This window comes from Pseudomonas sp. GW821-FHT02H06 (assembly GCF_059421525.1).
The window spans coordinates 16,225-29,053 of record NZ_JBWKVD010000018.1 but is presented as its reverse complement, the minus strand read 5'-3'; the positions used below and the strand labels follow the sequence as shown (position 1 = coordinate 29,053).

Annotated in this window: 9 protein-coding genes; 2 read left to right on the top strand and 7 right to left on the bottom strand. The window is 61.5% G+C overall.

What is annotated here, in order from left to right; genetic code table 11:
- Nucleotides 1–77: 77 nt before the first annotated feature.
- The 5 genes from queF to AC07VF_RS22680 form a co-directional block, all read right to left on the bottom strand.
- Nucleotides 78–908, bottom strand: a complete 831-nt coding sequence (gene queF / locus AC07VF_RS22700) for an NADPH-dependent 7-cyano-7-deazaguanine reductase QueF (protein ID WP_495009034.1) — start codon at nucleotides 906–908, stop codon at nucleotides 78–80.
- Nucleotides 909–988: 80 nt separating this feature from the next.
- On the bottom strand, nucleotides 989–1,528 hold the full coding sequence (copI, locus tag AC07VF_RS22695; RefSeq protein ID WP_495009033.1) for a copper-resistant cuproprotein CopI: 540 nt from the start codon (nucleotides 1,526–1,528) through the stop codon (nucleotides 989–991).
- A 3-nt stretch (nucleotides 1,529–1,531) separates the two neighbouring features.
- The gene (locus AC07VF_RS22690) at nucleotides 1,532–2,776 is read right to left on the bottom strand and encodes a lipoprotein-releasing ABC transporter permease subunit (RefSeq protein WP_495009032.1); all 1,245 of its coding nucleotides are present in this window, start codon (nucleotides 2,774–2,776) and stop codon (nucleotides 1,532–1,534) included.
- 68 nt (nucleotides 2,777–2,844) lie between these two features.
- Nucleotides 2,845–3,528, bottom strand: a complete 684-nt coding sequence (gene lolD / locus AC07VF_RS22685) for a lipoprotein-releasing ABC transporter ATP-binding protein LolD (protein WP_167355799.1) — start codon at nucleotides 3,526–3,528, stop codon at nucleotides 2,845–2,847.
- A gap of 7 nt (nucleotides 3,529–3,535) precedes the next feature.
- Nucleotides 3,536–4,786, bottom strand: a complete 1,251-nt coding sequence (locus AC07VF_RS22680; protein ID WP_108119677.1) for a lipoprotein-releasing ABC transporter permease subunit — start codon at nucleotides 4,784–4,786, stop codon at nucleotides 3,536–3,538.
- A 149-nt stretch (nucleotides 4,787–4,935) separates the two neighbouring features.
- Between AC07VF_RS22680 and AC07VF_RS22675 the strand changes: the two genes are divergently transcribed.
- Together AC07VF_RS22675 and AC07VF_RS22670 are read left to right on the top strand one after the other, a co-directional pair.
- Nucleotides 4,936–5,529, top strand: coding sequence for a PilZ domain-containing protein (locus AC07VF_RS22675; protein WP_423574394.1), 594 nt, complete (start codon nucleotides 4,936–4,938; stop codon nucleotides 5,527–5,529).
- A gap of 64 nt (nucleotides 5,530–5,593) precedes the next feature.
- Nucleotides 5,594–6,316 (top strand): glycerophosphodiester phosphodiesterase, encoded by a 723-nt coding sequence (locus tag AC07VF_RS22670; protein ID WP_282372716.1) that lies wholly within the window; start codon nucleotides 5,594–5,596, stop codon nucleotides 6,314–6,316.
- Nucleotides 6,317–6,358: 42 nt separating this feature from the next.
- Here AC07VF_RS22670 and sthA read toward each other — a convergent pair whose 3' ends face one another.
- Together sthA and AC07VF_RS22660 are read right to left on the bottom strand one after the other, a co-directional pair.
- Nucleotides 6,359–7,753 carry a Si-specific NAD(P)(+) transhydrogenase gene (gene sthA / locus AC07VF_RS22665; RefSeq protein WP_122538030.1) on the bottom strand — a complete coding sequence of 465 codons (1,395 nt, stop codon included), beginning with the start codon at nucleotides 7,751–7,753 and terminating at the stop codon, nucleotides 6,359–6,361.
- 286 nt (nucleotides 7,754–8,039) lie between these two features.
- Nucleotides 8,040–12,602 carry a dermonecrotic toxin domain-containing protein gene (locus tag AC07VF_RS22660; protein ID WP_495009031.1) on the bottom strand — a complete coding sequence of 1,521 codons (4,563 nt, stop codon included), beginning with the start codon at nucleotides 12,600–12,602 and terminating at the stop codon, nucleotides 8,040–8,042.
- Nucleotides 12,603–12,829: the final 227 nt, after the last annotated feature.

The window sequence follows — 12,829 nt, the reverse complement described above, 5'->3', positions numbered from 1 at the left end:
CATCCCTTCCCATTCATGTGAGAGCGCCAAGCCGGTCGCTCCCACAGTGCGTTCACTTGCAGAAAGTGAGTGAGCTATTACTGCCGCGCGAGACGTCCGTTCTCCAGCGTCAGCGTTTCAGTGCTGCGGTAAGGGTTGATGTCCAGCCCGCCGCGGCGCACGTAACGCGCGTACACGGTCAGTTTCTCCGGCGTCAGCAAGCGCTGCAGGTCCATGAAGATGCGCTCCACGCACTGCTCGTGGAAATCCGAATGCTGGCGGAAGCTGACGATGTAGGCCAGGAAACTTGCGTGATCAAGCGCCGCGCCACGGTATTCAACCGCAACGCTGCCCCAGTCCGGCTGACTCGTCACCGGGCAGTTGGACTTGAGCAGATGGCTGTGCAGCGCATCGTCCACCACACGCGATTCATCGCAGCGCAGCAGCTCGGGTTGAGGGCGGTCGTAGCTTGAAATGCTCACGTCCAGGTCATCGACGCACACGCCCGGCACCGCGACAATCCCCTCGGCCTCGATGTCCTTCAGGCTTCGAATGCGCACCCCCACCGGCTTGCCAGCGGCAGCCGACAGATCCTTCTCCAGCGTGGCGATCAGCTCGGCTTCAGACGCAAACGCGGTCTGATTGAGCGAATTCAGGTAGAGCTTGAACGACTTGGATTCGATGATATTGGCCGAGTCCGCCGGAATGCTGAACTCACCGATAGCCACCACCGGCTTGCCCGACGGCAGCAGCCAGGACAGCTCGTAGCAATTCCAGAAATCGACACCCTTATAAGGCAGCGTCTCGGCGGTCAGCCCCAGCTCTGCCCATTTGGCAGCGCGCGGTATCGGGAACAGCAGAGACGGCGTGTAGGTGGCGATGTACTCGCTGGACTTGCCCAGCGGCGAGTGTTCGGCTGCGGGATGCATGGCGGGACCTGAACCTTAAAAAGCGGCTGTTAAAAACCAAGGCCGCGAAGTTTATCGGGTTCGGACCGGGTTTTCAGCGTTTACTGACTGATCGCCACCTTGCCGACCATGCCCGCCTGGTAATGCCCGGGAATATTGCAGGCGAACTCCAGGCCAGTGGCGTCGGTGAACGTCCAGGTCAGCTCGGCGGTTTTGCCCGGTTCGACCAGCACGCTGTTGGGATCGTCATGTTTCATGCTCCCGGCGCCCTGCTCCGAGCCATGCGCCATGCCGTGATCCATGCCGGCCATGTCGTGCTTCATGCCGGTCGGGGTCAGCATGCCGCTGGCCGTCATTTTCAGCATTTCCTGCTGATGCGCCGCGTGCATTGCCGCGTCACCCAGGTTGAACTCATGCAGCAGCCGGCCCTTGTTGACCAGCACAAACCGCACCGTCTCGCCCTTTTTCACGTCCAGCGACTTAGGCTCAAAGTAGATATCGCCCAAGGTCACTTCAACCGTACGCGTTGCCTGAGCCGCATCGGCGGGATGACCGAAGGCGAAATGCTCGCCGGGTGACGCCTGCGCCGAGAGGCTTGCTCCCAGCACCAGGGCAATGGCGAAAAGACGGGTCATCCTCATTTCCTATTCGTAGCGCAAGGCGTGGGCCGGCTGGATCTGCGCGGCGCGGTAAGCCGGGTAGATCGTTGCCAGGAAGCTGAGGATAAACCCGGCACTGCAGATCAGCGCCACGTCACTGCCTTCCAGCTTCGACGGCAGATTGCTGATGAAGTAAACGTCCGAGGTGAAGATGTGCTGGCCCGTCACGCGCTCGACCCAGCCGACGATCTGGCTGACGTTAATCGCGGCAATCACGCCCAGCACGCCGCCGATCACGGTACCGACGATGCCGATGACGGTGCCCTGCACCATGAAGATCGCCATGATCTGGCCCGGTGTCGCGCCGATGGTGCGCAGGATCGCGATGTCAGCGCCCTTGTCGTTTACCACCATGATCAGCGTGGCGATGATGTTGAACGCCGCCACGGCAACGATCATCAGCAACAGCAGACCGATCATGGTCTTTTCCATCTTCATTGCGCTGAACAGGCTGCCCTGGCTGTGAGTCCAGTCATCCGCCTTGTAGTCCGCACCGAGTCCGGCGGCAATCGCCGTGGACACCTGCGGTGCGGCGTACAAATCGGTCAGCGCCAGGCGCACACCCTGCACCTGATTGGGCTGCCAGCGCTGGATCACGGCGGCGTCCGCAACGTTCACCAGCGCCATGGAACCGTCCAGCTCAGCGCCGACCTTGAACACGCCGACCACCGTCAAACGCTGCAGGCGCGGGGTGATGCCACCCGGGGCATTGCTGATTTCCGGCACGATCAGGGTCAGTTTGTCGCCGACGTTCAGACGAAAGCGCCGGGCGGTGATTTCGCCGATCACCACCCCAAACTCACCGGCCTTCAAGTCCTGCAGCCGGCCCTGCACGATGTGCTGGGTCACGATGGAGACCTTGGATTCCAGGGCCGGATCGACGCCGTTGATCTGAATCGGCTGCATCGAGCCCTTGTACGACAGCATGCCGTCCATTTCAGTGAACGGCACGGCGGCAGTGACTTGCGGGTCCTTGAGCGACGCCTTCGCGGCCGGCTGCCAGTCGTCCAGGGGCTTCACCCCGGAGATGACTGCATGGGGGACCATGCCGAGGATCCGCGAACTCATTTCCTGCTGGAAACCGTTCATCACGGACAGCACCACGATCATCGCCAGCACGCCCAGCGCCAGCCCGATCATCGAGGTCATGGAAATGAACGAGATGAAGTGGTTGCGACGCTTGGCCCGCGTGTAGCGCGTTCCGATAAAGATGGATAACGGTCTGAACATTCGTGGAGCACCGTAACTAAGCAGCTAAAAGTAAAAAGCCGATGCCCGAAAGACACCGATCGTGCGGGTCAGGCTTCGACCAGACGGCCTTCTTCAAGACGCCACACGCGGTCCATCTGCCGGGCCAGCGTCATGTCGTGGGTCACCACCAGAAACGCGGTGCGCGACGACGTGCTGAGTTCCAGCATCAGGTCCTGAATGCCCTGGGCCGTGTGCGAATCGAGGTTGCCGGTAGGCTCGTCGAGCATCACCAGACCCGGCTGGTTGACCAGCGCGCGGGCAATCGCCACCCGTTGACGTTCGCCGCCGGACAACTCCGACGGCTTGTGCGCCAGGCGGTGCTTGAGCCCTACCCGCTCCAGCAGCGCGGTTGCACGCTGACGGGCTTCCGGAATAGGCGTCTTGCCAATCAACAATGGCATGCAGACGTTTTCCAGCGCCGTGAACTCGGCCAGCAAGTGGTGGAACTGATAGACGAAGCCAAGGGCGCGATTGCGCAGCAGGCCGCGAGCCTTTTCGTTCAGCGCCGAGAGCTCTTCACCGGCCAGCCAGACGCTGCCTTCGGTGGGCGTGTCGAGGCCGCCGAGCAGGTTGAGCAAGGTACTTTTGCCCGACCCCGAACTGCCGACGATCGCCACGCGTTCGCCCGGGTGCAATTCCAGTTGCAGCCCGGAAAGCACGACCACGGATTCCGGACCTTCCTCGTAGGATTTGCCCAGGTTGCGGCAGCTCAGTACAGCTTTATCACTCATGCCCGACTCACTCATAACGTAGCGCCTCCGCCGGCTGGGTGCGCGCAGCACGCCAGGCTGGATACAGGGTGGCGAGGAAACTCAGGACCAGCGCCGCGCCGCATACCAGCAGCACGTCCTGGGCCATCAATTGCGAAGGCAGATAGTCGATGAAGTAGACATCCGCATTGAGGAACTTGTGACCGATCAAACCTTCCAGCGCGGAAATCGCCGAACTGACGTTGAGCGCCGCGAGAATGCCGACACCTGCGCCGATCAGCGTGCCGACCACACCGATGACCGTGCCCTGGACCATGAAGATCGCCATGATCTGGCCCGGGGTCGCGCCCAGCGTGCGAAGGATGGCGATGTCACCGCGCTTGTCGTTGACCACCATCACTAGCGTGGAAATGATGTTGAACGCCGCGACCGCCACGATCAGCAACAGCAGCAGGCCGATGATGGATTTCTCCATGCCGATCGCTTGATAGAGATTGCCGTGGGTGCGCGTCCAGTCGCGGGAGTAATACTGGTGCTCGCCGAGATTCTGGGCGATTTCGTACGCTGTGCGCGGCGCCTTGAACAGATCGGTGAATTTCAGGCGCAAGCCCTGCACCTGGTCCGGTTTCCAGCGGTGCAGCCGCGCCAGGTCCTGCAGATTGGTGACGCCCAGGTAGCCGTCCAGCTCGCCGGCGCCGACATGAAAGATGCCGACTACGGTGAAGCGCTTCATGCGCGGGAACATGCCGGCCGGCGTCACGGTGACTTCCGGGGACACGAAAGTGACTTTGTCGCCCATGCCGACACCGAGCTTGGTCGCGGCCTTGTCGCCGATCACCACGCCGAAGCCGCCCGCAACCAGATCATCGAGGCTGCCCTGCTTCATGAATCCGTCGATGATCGACACCTTGCGCTCCTGCGCCGGGTCGATGGCGTTGAGCAGGATCTTCTGCACGTTGCCGTTGTTGGTCAGCAGGCCTTGCATCTGGGTGAACGGCGCAACGGCTTCGACCTGTTTGTTCTGTTTGACCCGAGCGGCCAGGGCCTGCCAGTCATTGATCGGTTCGCCGGACTCGATGGTGGCGTGGGGCACCATGCCCAGCACGCGGGTGCGCATCTCATGGTCGAAGCCGTTCATGACAGACAGCACGACGATCATCACGACCACGCCCAGGGCGAGGCCGATCATCGACGTCAGGGAAATGAAGGAGACAAAGTGATTACGGCGCTTTGCACGGGTGTAGCGCGTGCCGATGAATACAAAAAGAGGTCTGAACATTTAGGCGCTTGTTCGGAGGAATGGGAACGTGCTTGTGGCGGGCCTGGGGCAAGCGGCTTTACACTCGAATCACCGCCGAATCATGCTCGGAAAGCTGAGCTATGATCTTGAGCAATCACTCTGACAACCGCCGCTACCATGGGTTCGCCATGCCGACACTAGATGAAGAAGAACGCCGCGAATACTACCGTATCGAGGACAGCGTCGCACTGGAAATTAACCGGATTGCCGGCCCCGGCACGGGAGACGAACCTGGCCATCACGACACTTCGACGCTCTTCGATCTGCTGAGCGAATTGCACGTCGCTGAGTTCGAATCCCAGCACCTGCTGCGTCAGCTGGATGATCGCGACCGCACCACCAACAGCTTCCTTAGGGCGATGAGCAAACGCATCGACCTGCTCGGCCAAGTGGTTGCGCACACCGCACTGGGCAAGCTCGGCGCCCCGCAGCGCGTGATCATGTCCGAGGGCGGCCTGCAATTCGAAACCCCTCAACCCTTCCAGCCCGGCACCCTGCTGTCGGTGAAAATGGTGCTGATGCCGCAGGCATCCGGGATGATGCTGCGCGCGCGGGTGACGCAGTGCCATGCCTTGACCATCGGCGATTTTGACGTCGGCACGGAGTGGATCGACCTCACCGATGCCCAGCGCCAGCTGCTGGCCCGACACATCCTGCAACGACAAGCCGCTCAGAGGCGACTGGCCCGTGAGCAAAGTGACCCCGACGTAAAGCCCTACTGATTCCAGCGCCACTTCAAGCTCGACTTTATTTCAGAGCGATTTATTCCCTTACCAAGGAGTGATTGTGACCCTTATTTACGGCCACCGCGGCGCCAAGGGCGAAGCACCGGAAAACACCCTGACCAGCTTTCAGGAATGCCTCAAACACGGCGTCAAACGCTGCGAACTGGACCTGCACCTGTCCCGCGATGGCGAGCTGATGGTGATCCATGACCCTACCCTCAAGCGCACCACCGACCGGCGCGGCAAAGTCGTCGAACACGACGCCGCTGATCTGGTGACCTACGACGCGCGCAAGGGCGGCCCGGGCTGGGTGCAGCCCTGCCCCATTCCGCGCCTGGAAGAACTGTTCGAGAAATGCCCCTTCGATCACTGGCAGCTGGAAGTCAAAAGCGCGTCACGCACCCGTGCCGCAACGACCGTGCTGGCCATCCGCGAAATGGCTCAGCGCCACGGACTGCTGGAGAAAGTAACGATCACGTCGAGTTCCCGAGAAGTGCTGCGCGCGGCTTTGGAACTGACGCCAGACATTTCGCGCGGGCTGGTGGCGGAATACGCCTGGCTCGACCCGCTGAAAGTGGCTCAGGGCTACGGCTGCGAGATACTCGCGCTGAACTGGACGCTGTGCACGCCCGAGCGCTTGAAGAAAGCCCAGAATCAGGGCCTGCATGTGTCGGTGTGGACAGTCAACGAGCCCGCGCTTATGCGCAGACTCGCCGACTTCGGCGTTGACAGCCTGATTACAGACTTTCCCGGTTTGGCCAGCGCCACCCTTGGGAAGTACTGAAATCGGTCTCCCCGGCCGGCTCAGGCCACCGGCCGGAGCCGCTCAAAAAAGCCGGTTGAGGCCGTCGTACGCCGCTACCCGATAGGCCTCGGCCATGGTCGGGTAGTTGAACGTGGTGTTGACGAAATACTTGATGGTGTTCGCCTCTCCCGGCTGGTTCATGATCGCCTGACCGATGTGCACGATCTCCGATGCCTGGTCGCCGAAGCAGTGCACGCCGAGGATCTGCAGGGTTTCCCGGTGAAACAGGATCTTCAGCATGCCGACCGGCTCGTTGGAGATCTGCGCGCGGGCCATGCTCTTGAAAAACGCCTTGCCCACTTCGTACGGCACTTTGGCCACGGTCAGGTCATGCTCGTTCTGACCGATCGAGCTGATCTCGGGGATGGTGTAGATCCCGGTCGGCACGTCGTTGACGAAGCGCCACGCGCCGTTGTCCACCGCGCTGCCCGAGGCCGACCGACCCTGGTCATAGGCCGCACTGGCCAGACTCGGCCAGCCAATTACGTCGCCTGCACCATAAATGTTCGGCTGGCTGGTGCGGTAGGCTTCGTCGACATCGATCTGACCGCGACCGTTGGCCTTGATGCCGACGTTTTCCAGACCCAGCTTGTCGGTGTTGCCGGTACGGCCGTTACACCACAGCAAGGCGTCGGCCTTGACCTTCTTGCCGGACTTGAGGTGCAGGATCACACCGTTGTCCAGCCCTTCAACGCGCTCGTATTCCTCGTTGTGGCGAACCATCACGTTGTTGTTGCTGAAGTGATAGCTCAGGCCCTGGGAGATTTCCGAGTCGAGGAAGCTCAGCAGTTGGTCACGGTTGTCGATCAGTTCGATCTCGACGCCGAGGCCACTGAAGATGGACGCGTATTCGCAGCCGATGACGCCTGCACCGTAGATGATCAGTTTGCGCGGGGTGTGACCCAGGCTGAGGATGGTGTCGCTGTCGTAGATGCGCTTGTGGGAAAAGTCGATATCGGCGGGCCGATAAGGCCGCGAGCCGGTGGCGATGATGATCTGGTTGGCAACCAGTTTTTCCACGACGCCGGTGTTGCACACAACATCAATGCTGCGCTCGTCGGCGAAGCTGCCGGTGCCGAAAAACACGTCGACACGGTTGCGCGCGTAGTAACCGGTGCGCGACGCCACTTGCTTGTTGATGACCTTCTCGGCGTTCTTCAGAACGTCCGGGAACGAGAACCAGCGTGGCTCGCCGATGGCGCGGAACATCGGGTTGGTGTTGAACTGGATGATCTGTTTGACCGAGTGACGCAGGGCCTTCGACGGGATCGTGCCCAGGTGCGTGCAGTTGCCGCCGACCTGCCGACGGCTGTCGACCATTGCCACCTTACGCCCGGCCTTGGCAGCGTTCATTGCCGCGCCTTCACCCGCCGGGCCCGAACCCAGCACTACCACGTCGTAGTTGTAGACAGCCATGCGTACTCCTCAGAACTGGCCGAGCCACCACTCTGGTGCCTCTGGCTGAATCATGCCGCTCCGGGCGGCATGAAGGATCGAAACTCGCGGCGCAGTCTAGTCGCACCGAGGGCAAACGACCATTAACCCTTGGTCGCGTCCCTCGGCAGACTTCACTGCACTGTTGCAGGTCGAGGGGCGGAAGCCTTACTCGACTGCAGAATTGCTGCGGATGATAAATCCCTTGCGTGACGAATCCTAAAAAAATCGCACGTCCAGGCAACTGCCTCTGCAGCTGCCTTGGAATTTACTCGGCCAGATGCAGAAACAACCGCTGCGCGAGTTCCTTGCCGATGGCACTGCGATAAATGCTCACGACTTCCTTATTGTCCTTGGCCGCCTTGAGCATCGCCCTGTAACCCATCAGTCGCTGTTCAGGCAGTTTCAGGTGCGCGGCGGTGAAGGCGTCGGCTGCGGCATCTTCACTGGCGTAATGAAAATGCGCCCACCACAGCAGATGGTCTTCCTTGTCGCGAATGGCGTATTCCTGCACGAAGTCGTTGCGGCGGGCGCCCGACATATTTTTTCGGCCGTCAACCCGGGCGATGTGCACCTCGTGCTGGCGATCCAGATAACTGATCCGGCTGGCTGTCGGCGGCTGTCGCTTGATCATGTCGATGCGCAATTGCCGGCCCTGCTCGCGAAGTCGCTGCCCGGCCTCACGCAACTCGTCCAGCAGCGTCTGCACGGCCTGGGCCCTGCTTTCCCCCGCGTCGGAATCGTCCAGATGAATCTGCAGCTTCTCCGCCAGCTCACCGAGCTTGTCGGCCTTTTGCACCAGGATGTCTTCCATGTCCTCGGGCTCACTGGCGCGAAGGGATTGGCGCACCGCACTGGCGATGTCAGTTTCTATCCGTTCCAGCAAGGCGCGGCCGCGACGCATGAGCTCTGCCAGCGGGACGATGCTGTCACGATTGGCCGGCTGGCGGCGCTGGTCCTCGAGTTCAACCCACTCCCCTTCCGCGTGCTGGTGGTACGTGCCGACGACGCGATCACCGGTGGCGTCCTTGACCTCCACGACTTCACCCAGTGAAGGCTCTTCACCTTCGCGCAGACGGCCAATCAACGTGCGTTGGCCTCGGGTCTTGATCACCCGCTTGCGCGTCTGGGCCGCGCGCGGAACATATTCGGCAAGCGTCTCGGCGGGCTCCTCGCTCTCGCGAATGAGGTCCGAAAGCCGGTGCTCGGCGCGGTCGGAGATCAACGAAAGATCCTCGAGAAAACGATTGAAATGCCCGGTATTGACCGCTTCGGGCTCACTTTCAAAGGCGGCGAGCGCGACTATCGAGGCCCGGTCATATTCCCTGAGGGAGCTTTCCAGCACAGCGATCTGTTCGGCGATCGTGTAATCGTGTGGCCTTTCCAGCTCGGCCTGAGAGCTCAGCGCCGAGTGCAGCGAGTCGTCATTGAGCATGCGTTTGAGCGTCACCGCCCTGTGGGTGTCCAGGATGGTCTCGGCGCTGAAACACAGTTCGAGGGACGACCACATGCGACTGGCGCGCCAATCGACGAGGGAGAACATCCGGTTGTTGTAAAACTCCAGCGCTTCCGTGCGCCAGTATGCCTCGCCGACTTTCGGCACCTCGCGCAACCGCTGCCACAGTCCTTCCCTGACCAGCGCCCAGTGCACTCCGCTCTCTTGCAGCACCAGGGACTTCTCGAACAGCCCCAGATAGATACCGACATTCTCGAGAGAGAGAATCCCGGACACGGCGCGCATCCGGGCCAATTCTTCTTTAGCGACAATGAGCATGTCGCTGAGCAGCACGCCTTCAAGCAGACAGATCCGCCGGGCGATGCCTTGCAGATCCTTGGCATAGGTTTTGTCAGGGGTGCGATCGGCAGGACGCAATGACTGGTCGATAGCATTTTTGCGGTCGATGATCTCCATCACGGCGCGGATGTCTGTTTCCAGCAACGAAGTGATCTCATGGTGCCTTTCGAGCGGCAGGGCATCGATACGGTTGTCGTTCTCCACAATCCTGATGTAAAGATCGTTCTGTCGCTTGAGCAGCTCGGACTTTTCCGCGATGGCCAGCTTGAGTCGGGCGGCGTTTTCCAGCGCGAGTTGCCGGGCGCTGCGCTTGGGGCCGCCGCCGCGAAGGCGCAGACCCAGATCGAGACGCCAGCCCTCACCCTCACGCGCAAGCCAGGGCCCGGTGAGTTCATCGTTTCGCGGGTCGACAATCTGCACGTTGTCGCCCACCTGAACCCTGTACACCGCGCCATCGATGCGCGCGTACCACGCGCCATTCAGCTCATACAGCCCTTGGGTGCCAGCGGCGCCTGATGGCTCCGTCAGCAAAGGCGCTGGCCGGACTTCAAACGCCTGCAGCGCAACCTGCTGGGCAGCCGTCAGGCTCAGATCGGCGCGCGACCAGGAAAAATCCAGCTGTGTTCTCACTGTGCCGGGCAGCGGGTTGGGCTCTGCTACAGGCGTTGGCTCCGGGGCAAGGGTCGGACTGGGTGCTGCCAGCAGGTCTGCCAGATTCGGCCGAGCTACCCCTGCTGATCGCCCGCGCGCCGGAATGACACGATTAGCCTGGGTGCTATGCAACAGCAACATCGCCACGGTGAGCAGCAAATTGCCCATGGATTCTTCACGATCACGGTCAGTGGCATTGCGCTCAGACGCCAGGGCTCCTTGCGCCTCGTTTATCATCTGCACCAGCCACAGCGCATTGCCGACGGGGCCGGAGACAAAGGGCATGAGGGTTTCCAGCGCCAGCCAGCCACCGCGCTTGAGCAAGGCCCAGCGACTTTCGGCGTTGGACGTGGACTGCCGGTCCGCCAGCTCGACCAGCGCGGCTGCATTGGCCTTGAACAGCGCAACCAGCGGGTCGCCGACGACCTCGTCGACAGCCAACTGTGCAGGCGCCGGGATTTCCAGGGGTTCGAACTCCGAACCCTGACCGAAGCGCACGATGTGCGGCTGATCGAAGCCGCCATTGCCGTACATCTGCCGCGCGTGATCGTCCATCCACGTCAGCACGTCATCCTGAAGCTCACCGGGTTCGACGATGGCGGCGCGCAGGGCTGCCCAGGACTCGAATTCGATCAGCGACTGACGGGAAAACGGCCGATACAGCACCACCGGATCCCTGGACGTATCGCGGTCACTGATCACGAACATGTTGGCGACCGCATCAGCCTTCCTGCCAACCATGGCGCGGAAGGCCAGTGGACGCAACGTCGTGTTGCGCAGCGCTGAAGGGCGCTGTTCCGGCGGCTGCACGAGGTCGGCAACACGCTGACAGGCGCTGTCACAAAAGTGCCCCTCGCTCCGCATTTTCAGCTCCAGCGCCTGCAATGGCAGTTGCGCACGAAGCTGATCGATGTACGCCGCCCGATGCTTGGCGGATTCACCGGGGTCAGTCACCAGCACCCGTCTCAGCAGCGCAGGGTAGTGGCGCCCGATGTCCACCTGACACACCAGCAGCCGCAGATAATCGGCGCTGAACCAGTCCGGCGCCGGGGTGCCGTCCCTGTGCACGACGTGCAGCGCACCGGCCGGCTCGCCGGAAAGGTTCTCCAGAGCAAACTCGGCCAGGCTCATGCGCACTGGCTCGACCACGCCCGAGGTGACCACCTGACCACCGCCGGGAATCGCGGCGGCGACCACTTTGCGGATAACGACGTCCAGGTCGGCTATCAGCAGATCTGCGGCCTCCGGGTGATCGGCGAGCATTTCGCGCTGCAGCTGCTGACTGGCGTAATTGAGCAACGGCGGAATGTCTTCGTTGAACGTGCTTCCTGCGCCCGCTGGAGCGCTCGCTAACGCAATCATTCGACGGCTGAAATCCATGCGGTCGGCAACGCTGGCGTTGCGCAACCAGTCAGGAAGGGTTTCGGGGGTTTCCATCCCGGGGATGGCGGGGATCAGAAAAGGCGTGATGTCTGTGGCGATGGCCATCCGGCGATCTAGATCGGCAAAATCCTCTGCGTCGGCGTGATCGAGCCGGGTGATCTGCTGCAATTGGCAAGCAAGGATTGACTGGGCCAATGCGTCGAACAGGTCTCCCTCAACGTCGCGCAATGCCCAGGTCTCGGGGTGGGTGGCTGCCGGCGAAGTATCGAGGCTGGCCAGCAGATCAGCCAGCGAGCCATGCCTAACGATCAGACCCGGCGACTGCCAGGTGAAAAACATCTCCGTGCCGCCCCACACGCCGGTCGCTGCCAGCACGGGCAGGACTGACGCCGGTGAGGAAGCGGCCACTGGCTGGGGGATGCAGGCACGAACGACATCATCCGCATGGACCTTGTCGATACTCAGCATGAAATTGCGTTGGGTCTGGTCGGGAAAATAAGCGATGGGACGAAGGAAATCGCCCTCGTTTTTGTGCAGCGCCGGGGTGTCGTTCAACGCTCGCAGATAGCCCTTCTTCAGTGCATCAGACAGCCGCGCCCAAGGGCTCTGCCCATCGGCAGCCGGCGCTTCCCAGAAATCCATCAGCGCCTGCTGGAACTGTTCGTTCAGCGCCAGAGCAACCGTATCGACCAGAATATTCAGGTGATCGAAATCGATGGGCGTCGGGGTCGCGTCCTGTACGGCGGGATCGATGACAAGTGTGTTGGCCTCGGAGCGCCAGAGGGGAGTCTTGCCCGTCAGGAATGCCTGCTGCAGATTTCTCAACAGTGTTTCCGCACGCTGGGTGCCGTCGGAGGCGGTTCGGGTGATGACGCAAATCTCGGGATCGATTTCGAGGTCCGGGAATTGTTGTTGCAGTGCGCATTGCAGCTGTTTGATCGCGACGTTATGCAAGGTCGGTCGCCGGGAAACTCCAGCGATCAGATGAAGGGTTGAGCTCATTGGCCAGTTAACTCGTGCAATGGATTGAGGATCGCTCAGGGCCCCGTGAGGCACTGAGAGAATGTGCGGGGAGTTAAACCGGGAACGAGTCCATCGATGGGATACATAAATATTGTTTTCACGCGGGCGCAGCGGGAGGTCCGTGGTCGATGGCCGGGGCGTTCTGATTGCCAACCGCCAGCTTTACACATATCGTTACAAATCTGGGGCGCCCGAGGCCAAGCGCG

Coding starts and splice junctions, on each gene's coding strand:
- queF (WP_495009034.1), bottom strand. CDS start 908: ATGCATCCCGCAGCCGAACACTCGCCGCTGGGCAAGTCCAGCGAGTAC.
- copI (WP_495009033.1), bottom strand. CDS start 1,528: ATGAGGATGACCCGTCTTTTCGCCATTGCCCTGGTGCTGGGAGCAAGC.
- AC07VF_RS22690 (WP_495009032.1), bottom strand. CDS start 2,776: ATGTTCAGACCGTTATCCATCTTTATCGGAACGCGCTACACGCGGGCC.
- lolD (WP_167355799.1), bottom strand. CDS start 3,528: ATGAGTGATAAAGCTGTACTGAGCTGCCGCAACCTGGGCAAATCCTAC.
- AC07VF_RS22680 (WP_108119677.1), bottom strand. CDS start 4,786: ATGTTCAGACCTCTTTTTGTATTCATCGGCACGCGCTACACCCGTGCA.
- AC07VF_RS22675 (WP_423574394.1), top strand. CDS start 4,936: ATGCCGACACTAGATGAAGAAGAACGCCGCGAATACTACCGTATCGAG.
- sthA (WP_122538030.1), bottom strand. CDS start 7,753: ATGGCTGTCTACAACTACGACGTGGTAGTGCTGGGTTCGGGCCCGGCG.
- AC07VF_RS22660 (WP_495009031.1), bottom strand. CDS start 12,602: ATGAGCTCAACCCTTCATCTGATCGCTGGAGTTTCCCGGCGACCGACC.